The sequence below is a fragment of the Bacillus sp. UNC41MFS5 genome, from assembly GCF_000686805.1.
Map to the genome: position 1 here is coordinate 25,348 of NZ_JMLP01000012.1, position 23,936 is coordinate 49,283.

Consider the following 23,936-nt stretch of genomic DNA (forward strand, 5'->3'; position numbering starts at 1 on the left):
TGCTTCTATTTTTTACCACATAGCTTGATGACGATTAACTAAAAAACGTTGAAAGGAATGAGCAAAATGGCGGAAAAGAAGAAAAAGGATAAGGACCGCGGAAAATACTCTCTAACAAGTATGCAAGAGGTATCTTATCAAAGAGAATTTAAAATGGCAGATCGTGCTGGCGGGTTTCACGACAAGAAAACGAGACTATAGTTATCGAAAGGTTCTGCTGAAGTATTTTCCATTCATGGTTCCCTTTTAAGTTGTAAATCATAGTAAAGGGAGCAATTCTGCTCCTTGGATGTTAACAATGAAAGGGGTTTTTAGTAATGGGCCGTATGCATAATGGAACTGGTAATAGTAACAAAAGTTCACTTCCACAAACACCTAAGAACCTAAAAATAACAGATGGAAATGACGTAGAATACTCTGCAGAATTTGCAGACCATGCAGATCTTGAGGCACAGGCACGTGCTAATGCTGCGAATCAGCGTGTACAATCAAAAAGCAATAAATAATTCTTTACGTAAATGAATCAAAAAAGGAGCAGGGCATCCTGCTTCTTTTTTGATGATTAAAGGGAAAAAGCTTTATATCGAATTCTGCAAATCCTCATTATTTTTAGACACTAATGTTTCGAAGTCATCTGTAAAGGAGATTATTTCTCCCCATTCCATTAGTTCCTTATCGGAAATTTTCCACGTATGTTTTTCGGCATCATTTCTAATAACCGCAAAATGAAAACGGTCAGTTGAATAGACCTTAAACCCTTTCTCCTTACATTGTTCAATGAAAAAGAAATCCTCAGCTCGATTAACTTTTTCAAATGGAACTAGTTGACAGACATCTTTTCTAAACATTAATGTCGCTCCAGCAACAGTTTCTGTGATTGAATTCTCATTACCTGGTACATGGATCAGCGCTTTTTTATTTTTAAAATAGATATATAAAGAGTTTTTTCCGATAATAGAAATATCTTTATTTTTAAAAGCAGCCATCGAACTTTTAATGTAGTCAGGCCCATAATAGTCATCGTCATCAAATTTTGCAATAATATCATAATTTGATTTCATGATCCCAAAATTTAAGCAGTCACCTAATGTTGCATTTTCGTGTAGTTGATAAATCTGGACATTACGATATTTCCTAGCCTTAGTAATCCATCTATCCATATTCATAGAATCCTTATTTAGGATAATGATAAGCTCTTTATTCTTCCAGGATTGCTGTTTATAATTTTTAAAAACATTATTGATATTCTCTTCTCTTATAGTACAAGTAATAATGGAAACCACACTCTCACTCCTTTAGCTTGGAGAATTATTTTATGAGTTCATGACCTTTTCTAAAAGGGAGGTTAAATTAGTAAACTTTTTAAGAGTTTTAATAGAATTAATTTCTTCTTGAAGCTCTTTTATGTCGTAAGAGCCAAAGCCTGCAGCTCCTAAGATATTTATGTGACGAATGTCGATTTGAAGTAAAAGGACAATTGTTTCAAGAATGTGCATGAATTTTTCTTGGAAATTTTGAAATTGCTCTGGATATGATTGAATGAGTAATTTATACTCGCTTAATACCTTACTCATCGTTAATAAATCTGCAAGACCTGAAATCTCTAATCCGAGAACAAGAACATCGATGTCATGATGCTTTGAAATAAACAGCCCAAGGTTGTTAATTGCCTCTTTCCATTTGCTTTCGCCTATAGGGTGTTCTTGATGATACGTGATCAAATCATTTCTAGCAATATATGTGGCACCCATTTTATATAAACGATATCCTAGTTCCCAATCTTCGTAACCGTACTTGACAAAGTCTTCATCGAACAATCCTGCCTGGGTAATAAACTCTTTTTGAATGGAAACATTCCCTGTAAGAAATGCCATCCATGGAAAGGAAAACCCTTCTAAGTCAGCAGCAAAATTGTCGGTTATCGATTGGAACCATGGGTATGTTACAACTCCTATATCCTTGAAAGCTTTTCTTGCAATATCGCTTTTTCCCAATAACGGGTACGGTTGTTCAATTGGATTTTTAAATTTTTTAAACCTAGAATTAAGCAAATTATCTTTTTTTGCTAAAGTTGCAATTGTGCTTATTTTCTCTGGAGTAAATTCAGGAAAGATACATGAATATATGACTTTTGAATGCATTGCCCCTGACAAAATATGCTTATTTTTTGATTGGTGGAATTTATGATGTTTTTCAACAAAATCAGGTTCCGTTATCATTTCTGCATCAAGAAAAATAAGAGTGCTCCCTCTTGCTTCACGAATGCCTAAATTTCGAGCCTTCGCTCTTCCTAGGTTCTTTTCATTACGTATATATTTGAAATGATAGGGAGGCTTATAGACTTTTATCTTTTCTTCCGTTGGGTCAGTTGAAGCATCATCTATAAAGATAACTTCCATTTTTGAAGGATTGAATGTTTGATTTTCAAGTGAGAAAAGAGTCAGGAGATTTAGTGGATATTTATTTAGGGAAGGAATAATAATACTGACTTCAATACCTTGGCTATTATTTACTTGGGTTTCTTTATTAAGTTTCTCTTTAGAGCTTGTGTCCTTGTTATTTTGGGACTTATTGGTTTTTGGATTTACCTTCTGCGGTTCTTGTTCATTGACAGTCAGAGTTAGCCAAACACCGTATAGCCCTTTCTCGTTTCCTGTAAGCTTTTTATTCAAAAAATTATTAAAATCTTGTTCAGTCCGGCAATGATCCCAAAGTCTAATTTCGTAAATATTACCATTAAAGAATAGACCTGGCAGCCCTCCAATCATCCCAGATGGGTAGACATCGTTTTCAGGGCTTCTTTCACCTTTTTTTACAAACTTCCCATTAATGAATAGCTGCGGCTCTCTTTCATCATAGACAACAGCAATGTGAATGAGATCATTAATACTGGCTTCATAGACTAACACCGCATATATATTCTCGTTAGTATGCTCATAAACCGTTATTCCATTTAGTCCAACTGAAACACTAACCCCAGCATCATGATCGGACATCCCCTGTCCGGGCCCAATCAAATAATTTTTTCCATATCCATCAACTGCCTTATCCCGAGATTGTTTATCGATATGATGAACATTTTCAGGTAATACCCAAAACTCATAGGTAAATGTATTTTTCAGATTCGTTAATAAACGTCCATTTAAACTATTCCAAAACATGACGCACCTCTTCTTTACTTTTATGAATAACTAGTCCATTTAGTTAGCTTTTACACAATATGAATCCTATTTGATTTTGACTAAACTCATCCCCATTTATTGGTTATTTTATTTACTTTTTTCAAAGAAAACTATAAATACTTCCACTTAGGAGAGTGATATTTTCATACAAAAAAAAAGAGCACTTGAATGCTCTTTTTGGGACTGGATAACATATTTCTTGATTACAGGACAGCAAAAGTAATATCATCATTTTTAAAGGCTGTTTCATGTTCCCCTAATATTTGAAAGTAACACGTTGCTTTCTGTTGATTAATTAACTTTTCAACTTCTTCCCTTGTTGCTTGGATAATTGCTGTCTCCTCAGTAGCATTAGATACAAATATAATCGAAGGGTTTTTATAGTTCTTGGAGAGACCCTGAATTAACCAAAACTCTTTAACCTCTTCTTGTTTCTCTTTAGAAAAGGCTGCAGCTGTTGTCAATTTGAGATTTTTATTTGTGGGCTGATTTTGACAGACAAAGACCAAATCTTCAATCACTGCACTTGCAGTTGGAAACATTCCAGCACCTGGTCCTTGTAAAGTAATACTACCAACAATATCTGAATGGACATTTACTGCATTCTCTACGCCTTCAATAGCATAAAAAGGATGAGACTTTCCAACAAGGACTGGTCTAACGGCTGCGATAATTTGACCACCTATCCTACTAATCCTGGCAATATGTTTAAATCTATAACCAAGTTTATCAGCTGCTTCGATTAACTCACTTGTAATTGATGTAATCCCTTCTCGTTCAACCTCCTCCCAATTTGGTTCCTCTCCAAAAGCAATTCTGCTAAGAATCATTGTTTTATAAAAGGCATCAAAGCCTTCCACATCATTAGTTGGATCAGCTTCGGCAAAACCCTTCGCTTGCGCTAAACTTAAGGCTGAAGCAAAGGACTGCTTTTTCTCACGCATTTCCGTTAAGATGAAATTCGATGTCCCATTTAGAATACCTTGAACGTGACGAACACGATTAACATTTAATAACTGCCTTAAGGTTTGAATAACAGGTATACCACCCGCAACAGTTGCTTCGTAACCTACCGAAACATTATGCTTCTCCGCTAACCCAAGCAACTCATTTCCGTGATGTGCAAACATTTCTTTATTTGCTGTAATGACGTGACAACGGTTTTGAATTGCTTGTTTTAAATATGTAAAGGGGGGTTCTTTGTCAACGATTGCTTCTACAATCACATCAAGTTGAGGAAGGCTTAAAATTTCATTGAAATCCGAAGTAATTAAAACATCTTTATCTATATTTCTCTTTTTCTGCTTATTTCTAATAAGGACGGCTGCAACCTCGACCTTTCTCCCTAACACTCCCTCAAGCTCTTCCGCATGGGATTGTATCGTTTTATACACACCTTCTCCGACTGTTCCAAAACCTAGAATTGCTACTTTAATAACAGACATGTTGATCCACCCTTCATTAAATTAGTCACGACCAAATAGTAAAAACCCTCTTCATAAGAAGAGGGTTAGATTCCTCCTCTTATCTGTCAGGTTAAACTACCTGCAGGAATTAGCACCTTTTCAAGAAATACCTTGATGGTTGCCGGGCTTCATCGGGCCTAGTCCCTCCGCCGCTCTGGATAAGAGTTTTATATAATTGTTTCATTAAATTTCCAAGTTATAAAAAGTATTTTAGTTGAATCCTTTGTAATTGTCAATATTATTAGAAATTTCTTTTTTTACAACGGTAATAAGGATACCTTCTCTTTGTCCCCCAAACGGTCTATCATTTCTAACCACTCCTCCGGTTTATTTGAAAGAATGGAATAATAGGTCGTAAGGAAATCCTTTACAAGATTAGTTGGTAGAGAATTAAGCTCATCGTCTAAAGGCATGAAACATAAATCAAGCCCTTTTACAGCTTCCCCATTATTTTCCCAGGAAGGATGAACATATGAAAAATCTATCCGCTTGTAACCCAGATGTGAAAGCACTTCACGTCGCACATAAGGATCCATAACCTTTACGCCGCCAAATTCGTGATGTTCAACTCTGTACGGGTCGTATATTTCTGCAAACATTCCGTATAGCTCATTTCCATTTTCATTGGCTAATTGTTGTAAATCCTTTAACCGGTTTTGAGCTAAAAATCGACCAAGGCTTAGGCCAGGTTTACTTATAATCGTAAAATCTGTCATGGCAATATTCCAATCAGGATAGTACCGGTATTCAGTTGCACCTAAGACCTTATCACCATCGACTGCTACAAATACGCGAATACTAGGATCTTCTAATGGCTCTTTCCATAGTTCATACTCCAGCACTTCTTCAGGAGGGAAAATTTCTCCCATTAAGTTATGAAGCTTTCTAAAATTTGGATCATCTATACTTGTGATTCTAATATAATCCATTAAGATTTACCTCCTGTATATATAAAAGGATTTTTCCATTCCATTAATGCCGCATAATTGCAGGATTCTTCATCCTCGAGATAGTTTTCTACAACCCCTACTGGCACACGGCCACAGCGCAGTAAGAAAGTAATAACAGGATCCTTTAAATCACCTTTAATGGTTGATGCTAAATATAGCTCTGGTGTCATGTGATTGGCTGCTTTATGATATCCTGGCATTCTTCCGCCACCTAATAATCGTTCTAAACCTTTCTCGATCACTACATGGTACATCGCATGCATCATCAATTTTCCTAACCCTAATTTGCGGTACCTAGGGCGGACACTGATATCAACGATATACAAGGTATTTCCCCTTGGGTTATGGTTTCGGATGTATCCATGGTCAGTGATTTCTTCCCACGTATGGTGGTTTATATCGCTTGGATCAAATTCGATAGTTAAGCCTGTTAACGATCCTGCTAATTCACCATCCACCTCCACACATAGTGCACCATCTGGAAACAGGGACACATGATTGGTTAATTGCTCTTTATTCCACCATAATTCGGATGGAAAAGGAGGTGGGAAGCACTCGGATTGAATCTTGATAAGATCGTCAAAATCCTGTTTTGTATAATTGCGAATGATAACAGGCACTGGCCGTTCTTGGTCATAGACGTAAAATTTGCTTCGATACATACATAACCCAGCCCTTCTGTTTACTTTTCCCAGTCTGTGTATAAATCCGTTCTGCGATCACGCCAGGTTGTAACCGATCCTCGTTCTCTTACTTCATATAACAAATTTAAATCCAGGTCGCCTGTCACAATCATGTCATCGTTAATTTCACCTTCAACCAATATGCCTTTTGGAGGAAATGGAATATCGTTTGGAGTAATGATTACCGCTTGACCAAAATTAGCGCGCATAAAGTCAACGGTCGGAAGTGAACCAACTGTTCCTGTTAAGACCACATATATTTGATTCTCGATTGCACGTGCATGGCTGGTATAGCGAACACGGTGAAAACCATGCCGATCATCTGTACAAGATGGACAGAAAATGACATCAGCACCTTTGGCCTTTGCCATCCGCACGATTTCAGGGAATTCAATATCATAACAAGTTAGGAGGGCGATTTTTCCTTTTTCTGTTTCAAAGATTTGAAAGGAATCCCCTGGTGCCATATTCCATTCATTGACTTCGGTCGGTGTAATATGGAGTTTTGCCTGCTCACCAATCCTCCCATTTGGATAAAATAAATGAGCGGTATTATACAGCTTGCCATCCTTTTCAATCACGTGCGTTCCCGCAATAATATGCATGTTTGTATTTTTAGCAAAATTAGAAAATAGCTCTCTATATTGTTCAGTAAATCTCGGCAGATCATTGATGCTTAGACTTTGTCCTTGTCCATTCCCAATCGATAATAGCTGGGTAGTAAAGAACTCTGGAAAAAGAACAAACTCTGCCCCAAATTCCTCCGCAGTTTTTATATAATGTTCACATTGTGATGCGAATTCTTCAAAGGATTGAATCGTATGTAGGTGGTATTGCACGACAGATACACGAATTTTCATCATTTCCCTCCACTCAATTGTAAAAATTTCTCATAAAGAGATTATCTAATAATTTCGATATAAATACAATTTATTCAAACTAAAAGCCTGCCAAATGGCAGGCTTCTAGAATTTCATCTTTATCGCTGCAGTTTTCCCTCTGCAAGCTTGATTTGTTTCTCAACTTGCTCTGGTGATGTTCCACCAAAGCTATTTCGAACTGCCACCACATGCTCTGGAGCCAATACCACATAAATATCTTCCTCAAATAAAGGACTAAATTCTTGATATTCTTCGAAACTCAAATCGAGCAAAAATTTGTTATTCTGGATGGCATATAAAACAATCTTTCCGATTACTTCATGAGCATCACGGAAAGGCAGACCTTTTCTCACCAAGTAATCAGCAATATCTGTAGCATTAGAAAAATCATTGTTAATTGCCTTACGCATTATATCTTTATTAACGGTCATGGTTTCAATCATCGGCGCTAGCAACATTAAAGAACCTTCAAGCGTTTCAACTGTATCAAACATACCTTCCTTATCTTCTTGTAAATCCTTGTTATAAGCGAGAGGTAAGCCTTTAAGAACGGTCAGCAAGCCGATTAAATTACCATAGGTCCGGCCTGTTTTTCCACGGAGCAGCTCAGGAACATCTGGGTTTTTCTTTTGCGGCATAATACTTGAACCTGTGCAGAACGAATCGTCAAGTTCCACAAACTGAAACTCCTGACTTGACCAAATGACAAGTTCTTCTGATAATCTGGAAATATGAGTCATGATAATCGAACCGATTGATAAAAATTCAAGAATAAAGTCACGATCACTAACAGCATCCATACTGTTTGGATAAACCGTTTCAAACCCTAACAATTCAGCGACACGTTCGCGGTTAATCGGAAAGGTTGTTCCTGCCAATGCCCCTGAACCAAGCGGGAGCCAATTGATGCGCTTCAAACTATCAATCAATCGCTCTTTATCACGTTCAAACATCCAAAAATACGCCATTAAATGATGGGCGAATGAGACAGGCTGGGCCCGCTGCAGGTGTGTATATCCAGGTATTAAGGTTTGGACATTCTCTTTCGCCTGCTTAATTAATGCCTGTTGAACATCTTCCACTAACTTAATAATTTCCGTCGTTTTTGTTCTTAAATACAGATGCATGTCGGTAGCCACCTGATCATTACGACTGCGCCCGGTGTGAAGTTTCCCACCGACCGGACCGATTTTTTCAATTAATAGTTTTTCAATATTCATATGGATATCTTCGTCTTCTACTAAAAATTCAACCTGATTATTATCAACCAGCTTTTTTATGGTGAGAAGACCATCCTTAATTTTCTCGGAATCTTCAACGGGAATGATGCCACACTCCCCCAGCATTTGCACATGAGCGAGGCTTCCAGCGATATCCTCCTTGGCTAGCTTTTGATCAAAGGATATTGAGGCTGTGAATTCCTCTACTAGCTTATTGGTTTCTTTTGTAAAACGGCCGCCCCATAACTTCGACATATAGTGTTCCTCCTTACCCCTAACAACAGTGCCCTCGAAAAGGACTCGAGGGCAATCCGAATTATTTTAAAATTGATTCCTTTTTATTTACTTCTGAATTGACCTTTGTCGGTAAACCCCAAATTTTAATAAATCCTACGGCTGCATTATGATCAAACGCATCGCCTTTAGAATAAGTTGCAAGTTCCTCATTGTACAGGCTGAATGGAGACTTTCTGCCAACAACCGTATGATTCCCTTTATGAAGCTTGACGCGAATGGTACCTGTAACCGTCTTTTGCGTTTCATTAATAAACGCATCAAGTGCTGGTTTGATAGGAGAATACCAAAGTCCTTCATAAATGATCTTAGCCATTTGCTGTTCAACTTGTGTTTTAAATTGAGAAACCTCACGAGTTAAGGTTAAAAACTCTAATTCTTTATGAGCATTGATTAAAATGAGTGCAGCAGGATTTTCATAGACTTCACGAGATTTAATCCCTACTAATCTATTTTCAATATGGTCGATACGGCCTACACCGTGTTTTCCGCCAAGGGCATTGATAGTTTCAATTAATTGTACAAGCGGAAGTTTTTCACCGTTAAGAGCAACCGGGACGCCCTGTTCAAATTCTATTTCAACATATTCAGCCGCATCAGGAGTTAACTCGATCGGATTCGTCCAATCGAAGGCTGCTTCTGGTGCCTCAGCCCACGGATCTTCCAGCACTCCTGCCTCACATGCACGGCCCCAAATGTTGGCATCAATTGAAAACGGGTTATCTAAATCAACGGGAATTGGAATACCGTTTTCCTCAGCATATTTGATTTCTTCGTCACGAGTCATTCCCCATTCACGAACAGGAGCAACGACCTTTAGACTTGGGTTTAAAGCTTGAATGGAAACTTCAAAACGGACCTGGTCATTTCCTTTCCCTGTGCAGCCATGGGCAACAGCAGTTGCTCCCTCTTTTTCTGCTACCTCCACTAGTAATTTAGAGATTAATGGGCGAGAAAGAGCTGATGATAATGGATATTTTCCTTCATATAAGCAATTAGCTTTTAAGGCTGGTAAAATATATTCCTTGGCTAATAATTCCTTTGCATCGATCATATAAGCTTTTACCGCACCAACATTTAGTGCTTTATTTTTAATTGCTTCTAGATCTTTACCTTCACCGACATCTAGACCCAATGCAATCACATCGTAACCATATTTTTCTTGAATCCATTTTACTGAAACAGATGTATCTAAACCGCCTGAATAGGCTAGAACGATTTTTTCTTTTGTCATTTTTATAATTCTCCTCTTACTATCACTGTATTTTTATCCAACCGATAGAATTATTATACAACAAGTTCCATAAAAAGTGAAACTATTATTCTAGTAAAAGTTTTAAAATTGCTTTTTGTGCATGTAAACGGTTCTCAGCTTCATCAAAAACAACTGATTGAGGACCATCAATGACCTCTGCTGTTACTTCTTCGCCACGGTGTGCCGGCAAACAATGTAAAAAGATAAAATCATCTTTTGCAAACTTGCACAGTTCTTTATTTACTTGGAAACCTTGGAATGCTTTCAATCTCTTTTCCGTTTCTTCTTCCTGCCCCATGCTGGTCCAGACATCTGTTACGACGACATCTGCGCCTTTGATAGCTTCTTGCGGATCATTTGTAATTATAAGGGAACATCCAGTTTGTTTTCCCACTTTGATGGCATTTTCGGTTATTTTACCATTAGGCAAATAGCCTGCTGGACTAGCAATGCTAATATCCATGCCGACTTTCATGGCACCCTCCATTAAGGAATGGGCCATATTGTTATTGCCGTCCCCGATATAGCATAACTTTAAGCCAGCCAATTTCCCTTTATGCTCTAATATTGTTAATAAATCTGCTAACACTTGAGTGGGATGCTGAAGGTCGGTTAAGCCATTAATAACCCGTACTGTTGCATGTTCAGCCAATTCCTCTACTGAATCATGTGAAAAAGTTCGAATCATTAATCCATCCACATAACGGGATAACACTTTAGCCGTATCTGATATGCTTTCTCCTCTTCCTAATTGAATATCCTTTGAACTTAGGAATATCGCATGGCCACCGAGCTGCAGCATTCCTACTTCAAACGATACTCTTGTACGGGTTGAGGATTTTTCAAAAATCATTCCTAAAACCTTTCCGGCTAAATACGGATGTGGTTTGCCTTGTTTCTGGAGTTTCTTCATCTCTACCGCTTCGTTTAAAAGATAGAGGATTTGATTTGTACTGAAATCAGAAAGCTGTAGGAAATCTTTTCCCTTCAGCTTCTGCACAGTTTTATTACTAACATCAAATAAATTAATAGCCTCACCCATGAACGGCACCTCTCTCTTCCAACTTGTAATATTCATTCACAGATCGTACCCCATAATCGGATTGCACCTCTTTTTCAAGGCCAATGATTGCTTCAATTGTATCTAAGTGTGTATATACGGGTACCTTGTAGCGAACAGCATGTTCGCGAATCTGGAAACCAAATTTAATTTTATTCCGACCTTGATTCGGTATGTTAATAACAGCTTTCATGGACTGGTTCCGGAAAAGATTAAGGACCTCATCATCGCCCTTAATTACTTTTTCAACAGGAATTCCCTTGTCTTGAAAATAGGCAGCTGTCCCTTCTGTTGCAGCAATCTTGTATTGTTTTTTTACAAGTTGTTGCATGATTGGAAGTGACGCTTGCTTATCTCGATCGGCGATGGAACAAAAAAGATAATTTTCCTCTGACTGACCACCTAGGGATGGAATAGATTTTTCAAGAGCCTCTTGATAGGTTACTCCCATACCAAGTGCCTCACCTGTAGATTTCATTTCAGGTCCGAGCACATGGTCAACACCTTTAAGTTTACTAGATGAAAACACAGGTGATTTAACCGAAAAATAATCAGGTTCATCCATTAGTCCCTTTGTTGTACATAAATCGGTGAGCGTTTCTCCTAATTGAACACGCGTTGCCCATTCGATCATCGGTATTCCTGTGACCTTGCTCATAATTGGTACCGTTCTGGATGAACGAGGATTGACTTCAAGTACATTAACCTGTTCTTGATAGATGACAAATTGAATGTTCATGATTCCAATTACCGGTGCAGAGTTAGCGATTTTCCCGGCGTAATCAATTAATGTTTCTTTCACTTTATCTGAAAGTGATACCGGCGGAAACACTGAGATACTGTCACCTGAATGGACACCAGCTTTTTCTATATGTTCAAAAATTCCTGGTACGACGATATTTTCCCCATCACAGATGGCATCAATCTCGCATTCTAGTCCAGGTAAATATTTATCTACTAATAAAGGCCACATGGAGGCTTGCGAATTTTTCTCAAGCTGCGCTATATATTGGTTCAATTCCGCTTCTGAAAAAATCGTAAACATCGATTGGCCGCCTATAACATAGGATGGTCTCACTAAAACTGGATATCCTAACGCTGCCGCTGCTTGTTTCAGTTCTTCGGGGTGTGTAACGGTTTGTCCTTCAATATGTGGAATATTTAAATCCTCCAACAGCTGATAGAATTCTTTTCTATCTTCTAAACGATCGACATTTTCCACGGTCGTGCCTAAGATTTTTACACCCTCTTCTTCTAATGCATGGGCTATATTAATTGCTGTTTGACCGCCAAACTGAATCAATACACCATCGACCTTTTCTTTTTCGATGACATGGAGCACATCCTCAGCTGCTAGTGGTTCAAAATAAAGGCGGTCCGCAACCGAATAATCGGTACTAACTGTCTCAGGGTTATTATTTATAACCACTGCCTCGTATCCTTTTTTCTTGATTGCTTTTGCTGCATGTACCGAGCAGTAATCAAATTCAATTCCTTGCCCGATTCGAATCGGACCTGAGCCAATAACAAGAATCTTTTTCTTGCTTGTTACCTCAACCTCGTCAAATCCATGCCAGGTAGAATAATAGTAAGGAGTGACGGCATCAAATTCTGCCGAACAAGTATCAACCATCTTATAGCCTGGTTTCCAGTTCAGTTCTTTCCACTTGCTTCTTATTTGTTTCTCTGGAATGGCATATATTTGAGATAATAGCTTATCGGCGACATTATTTCGTTTTGCATCTTTAAGCAAGGAAACAGGAACATCACTCCAATTATAGGAAGCCAATTCCGTTTCTAACGTAACGATTGAGCTAATTTTGTGTAAAAACCATGTATCAATCTCGGTAATTTGTTGAACTTTTTCAAGTGAAATTCCTCTTCTAAAGGATTCTGCAATGATGAAAAGCCTCTGGTCATTCGCTTGTTCAAGAAGTCCAATTAAGTTCTTTTCATCCATTGTTTTATTTCCCTCGAGACAAAGCCCATAAACATTCATTTCCATCGAGCGAATAGCCTTGTTTAAGGCTCCTTCAAAGGTCCGATCAATCGCCATTACTTCCCCAGTCGCCTTCATTTGCGTTCCTAAAGTACGATCTGCTTCAGGAAATTTGTCAAAAGGGAAGCGAGGTAGTTTCACCACAATATAATCAATCGCTGGCTCAAATGAGGCAAACGTATTACCTGTTATTGGGTTCACAATCTCATCCAAATGATACCCAATCGCACATTTCGCTGCCATCCGGGCAATTGGATAACCAGTTGCTTTTGATGCAAGTGCTGATGAACGGCTCACCCGTGGATTTACTTCGATAATATAATACTGATTCGATGCTGGATGCAGGGCAAACTGGATGTTACAGCCACCGATAATCTTTAATTCTTTAATTACTTTTATTGAAGAATCACGAAGCATTTGATACTGGACATCTGTCAATGTTTGCGATGGAGCGACGACAATCGAGTCACCTGTATGAACGCCAACTGGGTCCATATTTTCCATATTGCAAACAATGATGCACGTATCATTTGCATCTCTCATGACCTCATATTCAACTTCTTTCCAGCCTTTAATACTTCTTTCTACTAATACTTGATGAATTGGACTAGCAGCTAAGCCTTTTTTTAGAACAGTTTCAAATTCTTCTTCATTGTAAGCAAAGCCGCCGCCATCTCCTCCAAGTGTATATGCTGGACGAATAATGACTGGATACCCAATTTCTTTAACGAAAGATACCCCTTCCTCGAAGCTGTGAATAATAGCTGATTCAGGAATGGGCTCTCCAATTTCAAGCATCAAACTGCGGAACTTCTCTCTATCCTCGCCATTTTTGATGGACTCGACAGATGTTCCTAATAATTCCACATTGTATTTACTTAAAATGTTTTGTTCGTAAAGTTCAACGGTTAGATTCAAGCCAGTCTGGCCGCCTAAGGTGCCAATAATTCCGTCTGGTTTTTCTTTCTTGATAATTTTTTCAATGGTTTCCACATTAAGCGGTTCAATATATACCTTATCGGCAACCGCTTCATCCGTCATGATGGTTGCCGGATTATTATTAATTAGAACGACTTCAATGCCTTCTTCTCTCAAGGCTATACATGCTTGTGTACCCGCATAATCAAATTCTGCCGCTTGCCCTATGACAATGGGACCTGATCCAATCACTAGTACTTTTTTTAAGGTTTTATTTAATGGCATATACTGTCTCTCCCATTGATGCTATCTGACTTACGAAATCTTTTAAGATATACTCTGTATCGCTTGGCCCCGGATGGGCTTCTGGATGAAATTGTACGGTTTGAATTGGAAAATTCTTATGCTTCAAACCTTCAATTGAACGATCATTTACATTACGGTAAGTGACATCAAATACTTTGTTGTCTATACTTTCATCAACCACAACATAGCCATGGTTTTGTGCAGTGATTTTTACCTTCCCAGTAAATAGTTCTTTTACTGGATGATTGCCGCCGCGATGTCCATAAGCAAGTTTTGTTGTTTTTGCTCCGTATGCTAAAGCTATTAATTGATGCCCCAGACAAATTCCTAGTGTAGGATAGTTTTGGCTTATCTTTTTTATTTCTGGGAACCATTTTTTCAAATCCATCGGATCTCCAGGACCATTACTGAACAGGACACCGTCTGGATTCAAAGATTTTATTTTTTCATAAGACGTATTATATGGAACAATGGTAACCGCACAGTTTTCATCTAGCAGGGCGTTAAGAATCGACTTTTTATATCCAAAATCCATGAGTACCACATGCGGTCCGTTATTTTTAAAGGATTGAATTTTCTTAGTCGATACCTTCTCCACCCAAAATGAACGAATATCTAATCCTAAATTTTCGTTATCTTTTGTTTTGCTTAAATACCCTTTTACTGTCCCCCGGCTGCGAATGGTTTTTACTAAAAGTCGAGTATCAACTCCCGCAATCCCAGGAACTCCTGCGTCTTTAAGCTTTTCAGAAAATTTATTGATTGATTGATAATGGCTTGGTGTTTCACATAAATCACCGATGATGACCCCAGACAAAGCTGGTGTGATACTTTCATTGTCAATTGCATTAATTCCATAATTTCCGATGATCGGATAACAGAATGTAATGATTTGACCAGCATATGATGGATCAGTGATAATCTCTTGATACCCCGTCATGCTAGTATTAAAAACCACTTCCCCGAGAGAATCTTTTTCAGCACCAATTAGTACTCCTTCAAAGACTTCGCCCGTTTCCAAAGTAAGGTATCCATTCTGCAAACTACTCACGCGCCTTTCTCAATACTTTGGAAAGTTTTTTCCAATGCTTTAATAAATTCATTTATTTCTTCAGATGTAACAGTTAACGGTGGTAAAATCCTTACCACATTTGGACCAGCAGTTAGGATCAGAAGGTTGTTTTCTAGTGCTTTTTGAACGATTTCTAGGGCATTCGTATCAACAACAATTCCTTTTAACAGTCCTAGTCCGCGGATGTCTTTTATAAATGAATAGTCTTCCTTCAAGACATGCAGTTTTTTATCTAAGTATGTTGCCATTTCATTTGCTTGATTTAATAGGTTCGTGTCATGTATATGTGAAACCGTTGCGACTCCAGCAGCTGTGGCTAATGGGTTCCCTCCAAAAGTACTGCCATGACTGCCTGGGTCAAAGCCTTTGGCTGCCTCTTCTTTTGCGATAATCGCTCCAATCGGAAAACCTGAGCCAAGGCCTTTGGCAATACTAATGACATCGGGCTCAATTCCGTATTGTTCATAAGCAAAGAATGTACCTGTTCTGCCAATCCCTGTTTGGATTTCGTCAACCATCAGGAGTATTTCTCTTTCCTTACAAATCTTCGCTAACTTTTTGACCCATTCATGGTTTGCGGGAATGACTCCACCTTCACCTTGAACGAGTTCTAGGAGAACAGCTGCAGGCTCAATCGTATAGAGCAACTCCAGCGCTTCTTCATCGTTAAATGGCAGATAACTAAACCCTGACACTAACGGAAAAAATCCCTGCTGAATTTTTTCTTGTCCTGTTGCCGATAAGGTTGCTAGTGTCCTTCCATGAAAGGATTGCTGAAAGGTGACAATTTCAGGTACTTCTTTTCCCATAACTTTGTTGGCATATCTTCTTGCTAATTTTATCGCTGCTTCATTGGCTTCGGCTCCACTATTACAAAAGAAAACCTGGTCTCCGCAACTATTGGTCGTTAGAAGCGCCGCTAGCTTCTCCTGATTTGGAATGTTATAGAGGTTGGAACAGTGCCAAAGGTTCTGTAATTGCTCCTCAAGTGCATCCTTTACAACATCAGGGACATGCCCTAGGTTACAGGTGGCTATACCCGAAGTGAAATCTAGATATTGTGTTCCCTGTTCATTCCAAACATAGCTTCCTTTCCCTTTAACAAGTGTGACAGGGAAGCGGCTGTATGTTGCCATCACTGGCGAGGTCAGGGAAGTGGAATTATTGATTGACATTACGCGATCCCCTCTTCTAAGACAATTTTTGTGCCGGTCAGTTTACCATTTGTATAATCTATTAAACTGCTTTTTTCAGAACCATTAATGATACTAACTTCGGGTATATTGTGGACAAGACCATCAATGGCAGCTTTTACTTTAGGTATCATCCCACCATAAATAGTTTTATTATTTATCAGTTCCTCGATGGTTGCCTTTGAGACTTTATCAAGTTTTGTCTTGGCACCATTTTTTTCAACCAAGATTCCAGGTATATCACTTATGAAGCAGAGATTTGCACCCAATGCTTTGGCAATCGCTGAAGCAGCAATATCGCCATTAATGTTATATCGCTGTCCGCCAGCATCGATGCCGACTGGAGAAATGACTGGAACATTACCTTGGGCAATGATTCCTTCGATTACTTTATGGTTGACACCAATTACTTCACCGACGAAGCCTAATGTATCCGCATTTTCAGTTGGTTCAGCTTGTAATAGGGAACCATCTACACCACTTATGCCAATCGCCTTTCCCCCAACTTCGATTATGTTTCGGACAACTTGTTTGTTGACGGAGCCGCTCAATACCATTTCAACAATATCTAATACTTCATGATTGGTTACTCTAAGACCATTCACAAAAGTGGTATCCACGTTAAGGTTTTTTAATAATGAAGTAATTAGTGGTCCGCCGCCATGAACAATGATTGGTGTCCATTCGCCTGATTCATGAAGTGAAACTATGTCTTCATAAAAGGACCTTGGGAGATTATCTAACACACTTCCGCCGCACTTAATGACTATATATTTCATTTTCTCGTCCCCCTCTTACGTGCGGTAGGATGCGTTGATTTTCACATAATCATAAGTTAAGTCGCATCCATAAGCTGTAGCGCTATATTCACCTTGGTTTAATTCAACACTCAATTTAACAATTTCCGATTCTAAGTATTCTTTTACTTCTTCCTCAACAAAGTGGCTTGGCAAACCATTCTCAAATACTGTGAAAGGTCCAATCGCCACTTTTACCGCGTTTGGTTCAACTGGTACACCACTGTAGCCAATAGCAGTTACAATTCTACCCCAGTTTGGATCCGTTCCATAAATAGCTGTTTTAACAAGGTTCGAGGATATAATAGCTTTGCCGACTGCACTTGCTGCATTTTGACTGTAGGCGCCATTAACTTGAACTTCTACTAGTTTTGTAGCACCTTCACCATCTCTTGCAATTTTTTTAGCAAGTGACTCACAAACAATTTTTAATCCTTGCTTGAAAAGCTGCCATTCTGGGTGATCTTTTGTTAGTTGAGTATTCTCTGCTAATCCATTGGCCATTACAAGAACCATGTCATTTGTACTTGTATCACCATCAACGGTTATCATATTGAAGGTTTGATTCGTTATCTCTCGAAGTGCTGCCAATAGGTCATCATGTGCAACGTTTGCATCTGTTGTGACAAATCCAAGCATGGTGGCCATGTTTGGGTGTATCATTCCAGACCCTTTAGATGCTCCCCCAATGGAAACAGTTTTTCCATCAATTTTAAATTGAACTCCGGTATGTTTGACACATGTGTCTGTTGTTAAGATAGCATTTTTAAAGTGATTTTCATCTTGATTCTCTTGATTTAAGAGTTGTTTTATCCCTGTTAACACCTTTTCCATCGGTAAAAGTTCTCCGATGACTCCTGTTGAAGTAACAGCTACGAGATGGTCTTGTAATCCCAACTCGTTTGCAAAACTTTTTTGCATCGCGAATGCATCCAGTAATCCCTGTTCCCCTGTACATGCATTGGCATTTCCAGAGTTCACGATAATGGCTTGAACCTTGTTTTCCTTCGCGATACTTTCTTGTGTAACCAATAATGGAGCTGCTTGAAAGATGTTAGTTGTATATACTCCTGCAGCCGTTGCAGGAACCTCTGAAACAATGTAACCTAAATCAAGTCGTTTTCTTTTAATTCCACAGTGCATTCCGCCTGCTTTGTATCCCTTTGGTAAGGTAACACTACCTTCTTCTATAATTACGATTTCATTCGTCGATGTAGCTTGCGTCAATTTAATTTCCCCCTTCAAATTCCCTTCGTTCTCCAATTTAACAAGGTAGTATTTTCTTATGGATACATCGGAATGTCAGTGAGCCCCGTTCGCACATCCCAGCCATTCATCAAATTCACATTTTGGATGGCCTGCCCAGCGGCCCCTTTAACCAAATTATCGATAACCGAAATGATCGTAAGTCGGTTCGTTCTTTCGTCAACATGAAGACCGATATCGCAATAATTTGAACCGGATACTTCTTTTGTTGAAGGTATATTCCCTTCAGGCCGCACTCTTACAAAATGAGCTTCATGATAAAACTGTTTATATAAATCTATTACATTATTTGTTGAAATTTTTTCTTTAAGATTCACATACATCGTGCACATGATTCCTCGTGTCATTGGTACAAGATGTGTAGTGAATGAAATCGTTAGTGGATTCCCACTTTCATCTGAAAGTACTTGCTCAATTTCCGGAATATGCTGATGTGCACCTAGTTTATAAGCTTTAGTGTTTTCATTGATTTCGGAGTAGTGAGCTGTTAATGAAAGTCCTCTTCCAGCACCGGATACCCCCGATTTTGCATCAACGATTATCGATTTTTCATCTATTAATTTTGTTTGTAATACTGGTATAAGACCTAGCGTTGTGGCAGTTGGATAACAGCCAGGATTAGCTATTAAATTAGCAGTCTTTATTTTTTCTGCATAAATTTCACTTAATCCGTAGGTTGCTTGTTGCAAATATTTATCCTCTGCTGGTGAATGCTTATACCATGATTCATATATATCACCCGACCTGAGCCGGAAATCTCCAGATAAATCAATACATTTAATACCATTCTCTATAAGCTGTGGAACATATCTGCTACTGACTCCCGAAGGTGTAGCCAAAAATACAATTTCGTTCTTTTCAGACAATCTATCAACATCAAATTTTTCAAGTGGTTGATCAGCAATATCAGAAAGGTGAGGATAAATTTCACTAAAGCTAGACCCTGATTGTGAGTTGGAAACAATTGAACCAATCTCCAAAAAGGGGTGTTTATTGATTAACCTCACTAACTCAATTGCTCCATAACCAGTACCACCGATAATTGCAGCCTTCAATTTATCCATCTCCTAAGTTGCTTTTATAATGAATTATTATACATATTTACATATAAATATTCAATGGAAAAATAGTTTAATTTTCTGTTTTTAATGAAAATTACTGCTTTATTTTTTGTAAACGCTTACATTTAACGATGGAAAATTATTCATTTTTTATGCATTTTTTGAATTAAAAAAGACAGTGAACGGTAAAGTTCACTGTGCTGTAAAAACTTAATTATAAGAATTAGCGCCTATATTTATTGAGACATTTTACGTCTATATTTATATTGTTTCCATTGGAAATGAATGAAACATCCAACACAAAAACCTAAAATGGCTACAAATGCCGCGACTGCAACAAGGATGGTGAACACGTAACCTAAAGTAGTCCAACCAGTTAAAAAACTTATAAATCCTATTCCAAGGCACGATACGGCCAATTTCTGATTAAATTGCTGCTGCTCCCAATCTTCTGGGATATAGGACTTCGAGTCTTTTCTTAAGAATAATTTAGCAAATTGCATAACCGGATTAAATCCAACTAGCAGCCCAAGTAAACCCGAAATAAATGGTACCAATAAAAGCCACTCACTAACTGACAACCAAGTTAACACAACACTTATGACAATAACCCACTGGTTTGTTCTTACAAGCGGACGAGGTATGGAACGAGTATTTTCTGTCATGCTGATTCAATCCCTACCTTTCTTATTGGTTTTATATACTTAGAGTCATACTAACTTGAATGGATACGATTGTAAAGTTATTTATTTTCTATGTTAGGCAAGGGTTGAGTATGCTAAGACTCTTCATAGGTGACCCTTTTCTCCCTTGCTTATCGAGTTCGGTCGCCAAGATGACTTCTAAGCGTCCCTTCTCTCAGAATCTAAAAAAAACACTCAATTGAGTGTTTTTTTAGATTTATAGGCTTTCATGAAGAAGATTTAATACGCTTCTTAATTCCTTAACTCCCACCTGCCCAGGGGCAGATGCTTTTTTCGCTGCTCCAAAAGTTAGGGCTGACCCAAATACTTCGCCGGCTAATCGACTAATGACCCCCTTACCTGCCATAGACATGGTTATGAACGGTCGATCCGCATATTGCTCCTTCATTATATTTGTTGCTTCTAGGAGGGTGAGCACATCAGTTGTACAAGTGGGCATCACAGCAATTTTCGGTAAATCGCCCCCTAATTCTTGCGCTTTCGTTAATCGAGAGATAATTTCCTCTTTTGCAGGCGTCTTATGAAAATCATGGTTTGAAATGATAACCAAGACATTTTGGGCATGAGCACCTTCAATTATTCTTTTTACATCCTTTTCATCATTGAATAATTCAACATCAATGATATCAATCAGGCCAGTTTCTGCAATGATCTTGTTTAATTCAAAGTAGAAAGAAGTGGAAATTTCCTTATGTCCGCCTTCTTTATGACTTCGAAAAGTAAAGATGAGTGGTGTATTAGGCAGGAGTGAGCGAACTTCAATCAGCGCCTCTTTCACTTTTTCAATAACTTCTACATCCTCAAAAAAGTCGACACGCCATTCAACTAGATCTAAGTCGATACTTTTTAGAAATTTAGCTTCTTCCATTAATTGTGCAATGGTCTCGCCCACCAAAGGCACACAAATTTTTGGTATTCCTTCCCCAATTGTGAGGTTTCTAACAGTAACAGTTTTAGGCATTTGCCCCACTCCTTGCTTAATCTTTTGAAATTTCTATGAGACTATTCACCATATGAAATTAATTCTCTAACGATTTGGTCCGCAATTTCCTCCGCGCTTTTATGATCAGTGGAAATCTGTACATGATGGTTCCTGTAAATATCTTGTCTTTTATAAAAAAGCTCTTCCATTTCTTCAATTGACTTTCCTTTTAACACAGGGCGACTATCAATAATTAACTCCAATCGATCCTTCCAGGCTTCCAAAGATAGTTCGAGGAAAATAACAATACAAGATGCTAAACATATCTCTCTAATCTCTTGTTGAAGGAAGGCGCCTCCACCTACAGAAATAATTTTTTGCTTCTGTTCTGCTAGACTTGCAATTAAACTTTTTTCCCTATCTCTAAATTCAGTCTCACCAAATTCAGCAAATATCTGGGACACCGGCATGTTATACTCTTTTTCAATTCTTTCATCAATATCAATAAAATCACGATTGAGTATAGTAGCAACCTTCTTGCCAATCGTAGTTTTCCCAACACCCATAAACCCAATAAACACAATACTCTTGTCACTCATCTCCAAAATACCCAGACCTCCCGTTGGTTAAAACAAATTATTAAGCATAATTATAATGCTATTTTGAGATTTAAGACAATTTTTTTGGAAAGAATGATTTATTGGTGCCTGACACCAAAAAAAGAGACCCGCATAGGAGTCTCTATATCTATTGTTTCATTTTCGGGTCAAGGATATCCCTTAGTCCATCGCCCATTAAGTTAAAGCCTAGGACGGTCAGCATAATAGCTACCCCTGGGAAGAATAATGTCCATGGTGCCTGGGTGATATAGTTTTTGGAATCGGCAAGCATTTTCCCCCATTCAGGTGTCGGTGCCTGTGCCCCCATTCCAAGAAACCCAAGGGCTGCTGCCTCTATAATAGCGGTAGCAATCGCTAAAGTAGCTTGGACGATTACTGGTGAAATACTATTAGGTAAAATATGCCGAAGAAGAATTCGGGTATCTTTCATTCCTACCGCACGGGCCGCCATAATATATTCTTCTTGTTTAACACTTAAAACTTTCGAACGAACAAGCCGTCCAAAATTCGGGATATTAATAACCGCAATTGCAATCAGTGCATTTTGCAATGATGGTCCCAAAATTGAAACAACCGCAATCGCCAAAAGAATACTTGGAAAGGCTAGCATAATATCAAAAATACGTGAGATAATTGCATCTACCCAGCGGCCGTAGTAACCAGCAACAATACCAAGGAATGTCCCTGCGACAACAGACCCTAAAACAGAGAAAAATCCTACCCATAAAGATATTCTTGAGCCATAAACAATTCGAGAAAATATATCACGGCCAAAGTCATCAGTCCCAAACCAATGATCACTTGAAGGCGGGAGCATTCGGTCGGTTAGGACTTGTTCTTTATAACTATATGGAGCAATAATCGGGGCGATTATTGCAATAATGATAAAAAAGACAACAATCCCTAAACCCGCTAATGCTAATCGGTTTTTATAAAATGAAATCCATGCTTCCTTCCAGGGAGGTGTCAGCTTTTCTTCAACAATTACCGTCGTTATATTTGCCGGTTTTTTTGCAAGTTCCGCCACTTTTAGTTCCCCTCCTCTTATTTCGTATATTTAATTCGTGGATCTACAAACACATACAATAAATCCACGATTAAATTAATAAGAACAAAAATTGCTGCAATTATTAAAATCCCTGACTGTATAACCGGATAATCACGGTAGCCGATCGCATCGTATAGATATCTTCCGATTCCTGGCCATCCAAAGATGGTTTCCGTTAGAATAGCTCCTCCCAGTAAAAGACCTGTTTGCAGCCCGATAATCGTTAAAACAGGAATGACAGCATTTTTTAAGGAATGCTTATACACAACCCAAAACATGCTCAGTCCCTTTGCTCTCGCTGTACGAACATAATCTGACTTCATCACCTCAAGCATGGTTGCCCGAGTCATTCTAGCAATAATCGCCATTGGAATGGTAGCAAGTGCAATGCTTGGCAGGACCAAATGCTTTAGGACTGTAATAAACTGATCGGTTCTTCCTTGTAATAAAGTATCTATTAAATAGAAATTAGTAATCGCTGAAACGGGGTCTCTTACATTCTCTCTTCCCGTCGTCGGCAGCCATCCTAATTCAATAGAAAATACCCATTGTTCCATTAAACCAAGCCAAAAAATCGGCAAAGATACACCAATTAGAGCTAGGATCATTGCAACATAATCAAACCAAGATTTGGAGAACCAGGCACTGATAATCCCTGCATTTACTCCGACAATGATGGCAATCAACATAGCTACGACAGTTAGTTCTGCCGTTGCTGCTAAGTAGGGCCATATTTCTTCATTAATAGGACCTCTTGTTCGGAGTGAAACTCCTAAATCCCCATGAAGCAGGGAATTTATATAATCTGCGTATTGTATGTACCAAGGCCTGTCCAACCCTAATTCCTTTGTTAACGTGGCAATTGATTCTGCTGTTGCTCTCTGTCCAAGAATTACCTGAGCGGGATTTCCTGGAATAGCATGGATAATAGCAAAAACAACAAGCGTCATCCCAATTAAAACAGGTATTAACGAAAACACCCGGCGGACTGTATATGTTAACAATTTATTCACCTCACTGTAAAGCATCAGCGCCCTTC

Annotated in this window: 22 protein-coding genes and 1 riboswitch; of the genes, 2 read left to right on the plus strand and 20 right to left on the minus strand. The window is 38.5% G+C overall.

What is annotated here, in order from left to right:
- The first annotated feature begins 66 nt into the window (after nucleotides 1-66).
- Both BR30_RS35700 and BR30_RS0106855 read left to right on the plus strand, forming a co-directional pair.
- The gene (locus BR30_RS35700) at nucleotides 67-201 is read left to right on the plus strand and encodes a YfhE family protein (RefSeq protein ID WP_081825373.1); all 135 of its coding nucleotides are present in this window, start codon (nucleotides 67-69) and stop codon (nucleotides 199-201) included.
- A gap of 116 nt (nucleotides 202-317) precedes the next feature.
- Nucleotides 318-506 (plus strand): YfhD family protein, encoded by a 189-nt coding sequence (locus BR30_RS0106855; protein ID WP_026564360.1) that lies wholly within the window; start codon nucleotides 318-320, stop codon nucleotides 504-506.
- 72 nt (nucleotides 507-578) lie between these two features.
- Here BR30_RS0106855 and BR30_RS0106860 read toward each other — a convergent pair whose 3' ends face one another.
- The 20 genes from BR30_RS0106860 to BR30_RS0106955 all read right to left on the minus strand — a co-directional run bounded on the left by BR30_RS0106860 (nucleotide 579) and on the right by BR30_RS0106955 (nucleotide 23,901).
- On the minus strand, nucleotides 579-1,283 hold the full coding sequence (locus BR30_RS0106860) for a glycosyltransferase family 2 protein (protein WP_026564361.1): 705 nt from the start codon (nucleotides 1,281-1,283) through the stop codon (nucleotides 579-581).
- A 30-nt stretch (nucleotides 1,284-1,313) separates the two neighbouring features.
- The gene (locus tag BR30_RS35155; RefSeq protein WP_051633500.1) at nucleotides 1,314-3,161 is read right to left on the minus strand and encodes a glycosyltransferase; all 1,848 of its coding nucleotides are present in this window, start codon (nucleotides 3,159-3,161) and stop codon (nucleotides 1,314-1,316) included.
- 224 nt (nucleotides 3,162-3,385) lie between these two features.
- Nucleotides 3,386-4,627, minus strand: a complete 1,242-nt coding sequence (locus BR30_RS32805; protein WP_051633501.1) for a homoserine dehydrogenase — start codon at nucleotides 4,625-4,627, stop codon at nucleotides 3,386-3,388.
- A gap of 76 nt (nucleotides 4,628-4,703) precedes the next feature.
- Nucleotides 4,704-4,813, minus strand: a riboswitch (SAM riboswitch).
- A 92-nt stretch (nucleotides 4,814-4,905) separates the two neighbouring features.
- The gene (locus BR30_RS0106875; protein ID WP_026564362.1) at nucleotides 4,906-5,577 is read right to left on the minus strand and encodes a hypothetical protein; all 672 of its coding nucleotides are present in this window, start codon (nucleotides 5,575-5,577) and stop codon (nucleotides 4,906-4,908) included.
- The gene (locus BR30_RS0106880; RefSeq protein ID WP_026564363.1) at nucleotides 5,577-6,260 is read right to left on the minus strand and encodes a GNAT family N-acetyltransferase; all 684 of its coding nucleotides are present in this window, start codon (nucleotides 6,258-6,260) and stop codon (nucleotides 5,577-5,579) included. The genes BR30_RS0106875 and BR30_RS0106880 overlap by 1 nt, the downstream gene beginning before the upstream one ends.
- Nucleotides 6,261-6,280: 20 nt before the next feature.
- Nucleotides 6,281-7,141: a carbon-nitrogen hydrolase family protein gene (locus BR30_RS0106885; RefSeq protein ID WP_026564364.1), complete on the minus strand. Its 861-nt coding sequence runs from the start codon at nucleotides 7,139-7,141 to the stop codon at nucleotides 6,281-6,283.
- A gap of 119 nt (nucleotides 7,142-7,260) precedes the next feature.
- Nucleotides 7,261-8,637 carry an argininosuccinate lyase gene (gene argH, locus BR30_RS0106890; RefSeq protein WP_026564365.1) on the minus strand — a complete coding sequence of 459 codons (1,377 nt, stop codon included), beginning with the start codon at nucleotides 8,635-8,637 and terminating at the stop codon, nucleotides 7,261-7,263.
- A gap of 61 nt (nucleotides 8,638-8,698) precedes the next feature.
- Complete coding sequence (locus BR30_RS0106895) at nucleotides 8,699-9,910, minus strand: argininosuccinate synthase (protein ID WP_026564366.1); 1,212 nt, start codon at nucleotides 9,908-9,910, stop codon at nucleotides 8,699-8,701.
- Between the two features lie 85 nt (nucleotides 9,911-9,995).
- Nucleotides 9,996-10,973 carry an ornithine carbamoyltransferase gene (gene argF, locus BR30_RS0106900; RefSeq protein ID WP_051633502.1) on the minus strand — a complete coding sequence of 326 codons (978 nt, stop codon included), beginning with the start codon at nucleotides 10,971-10,973 and terminating at the stop codon, nucleotides 9,996-9,998.
- A complete protein-coding gene (gene carB, locus BR30_RS0106905; RefSeq protein ID WP_026564368.1) occupies nucleotides 10,966-14,193 on the minus strand; it encodes a carbamoyl-phosphate synthase (glutamine-hydrolyzing) large subunit in 3,228 nt (1,075 codons plus the stop codon). The genes argF and carB overlap by 8 nt, the downstream gene beginning before the upstream one ends.
- Nucleotides 14,180-15,256, minus strand: coding sequence for a carbamoyl phosphate synthase small subunit (locus tag BR30_RS0106910; RefSeq protein ID WP_026564369.1), 1,077 nt, complete (start codon nucleotides 15,254-15,256; stop codon nucleotides 14,180-14,182). Before BR30_RS0106910 ends, carB begins: the two co-directional genes overlap by 14 nt.
- A 5-nt stretch (nucleotides 15,257-15,261) precedes the next feature.
- Nucleotides 15,262-16,461 (minus strand): acetylornithine transaminase, encoded by a 1,200-nt coding sequence (locus tag BR30_RS0106915; RefSeq protein WP_035445187.1) that lies wholly within the window; start codon nucleotides 16,459-16,461, stop codon nucleotides 15,262-15,264.
- A complete protein-coding gene (gene argB, locus BR30_RS0106920; RefSeq protein WP_026564371.1) occupies nucleotides 16,461-17,258 on the minus strand; it encodes an acetylglutamate kinase in 798 nt (265 codons plus the stop codon). The genes BR30_RS0106915 and argB overlap by 1 nt, the downstream gene beginning before the upstream one ends.
- Before the next feature lie 15 nt (nucleotides 17,259-17,273).
- The gene (argJ, locus tag BR30_RS0106925) at nucleotides 17,274-18,503 is read right to left on the minus strand and encodes a bifunctional glutamate N-acetyltransferase/amino-acid acetyltransferase ArgJ (RefSeq protein ID WP_026564372.1); all 1,230 of its coding nucleotides are present in this window, start codon (nucleotides 18,501-18,503) and stop codon (nucleotides 17,274-17,276) included.
- A gap of 56 nt (nucleotides 18,504-18,559) precedes the next feature.
- Nucleotides 18,560-19,597, minus strand: a complete 1,038-nt coding sequence (gene argC, locus BR30_RS0106930) for an N-acetyl-gamma-glutamyl-phosphate reductase (protein WP_026564373.1) — start codon at nucleotides 19,595-19,597, stop codon at nucleotides 18,560-18,562.
- 242 nt (nucleotides 19,598-19,839) lie between these two features.
- Complete coding sequence (locus tag BR30_RS0106935; RefSeq protein WP_026564374.1) at nucleotides 19,840-20,268, minus strand: DUF4395 domain-containing protein; 429 nt, start codon at nucleotides 20,266-20,268, stop codon at nucleotides 19,840-19,842.
- Between the two features lie 235 nt (nucleotides 20,269-20,503).
- Nucleotides 20,504-21,268, minus strand: coding sequence for a type I 3-dehydroquinate dehydratase (gene aroD / locus BR30_RS0106940; RefSeq protein WP_026564375.1), 765 nt, complete (start codon nucleotides 21,266-21,268; stop codon nucleotides 20,504-20,506).
- 41 nt (nucleotides 21,269-21,309) lie between these two features.
- Nucleotides 21,310-21,828: a shikimate kinase gene (locus BR30_RS0106945; protein ID WP_035445211.1), complete on the minus strand. Its 519-nt coding sequence runs from the start codon at nucleotides 21,826-21,828 to the stop codon at nucleotides 21,310-21,312.
- A gap of 148 nt (nucleotides 21,829-21,976) precedes the next feature.
- A complete protein-coding gene (gene nikC, locus BR30_RS0106950) occupies nucleotides 21,977-22,876 on the minus strand; it encodes a nickel transporter permease (protein WP_026564377.1) in 900 nt (299 codons plus the stop codon).
- Nucleotides 22,877-22,893: 17 nt separating this feature from the next.
- Complete coding sequence (locus tag BR30_RS0106955; RefSeq protein ID WP_026564378.1) at nucleotides 22,894-23,901, minus strand: ABC transporter permease; 1,008 nt, start codon at nucleotides 23,899-23,901, stop codon at nucleotides 22,894-22,896.
- Nucleotides 23,902-23,936: the final 35 nt, after the last annotated feature.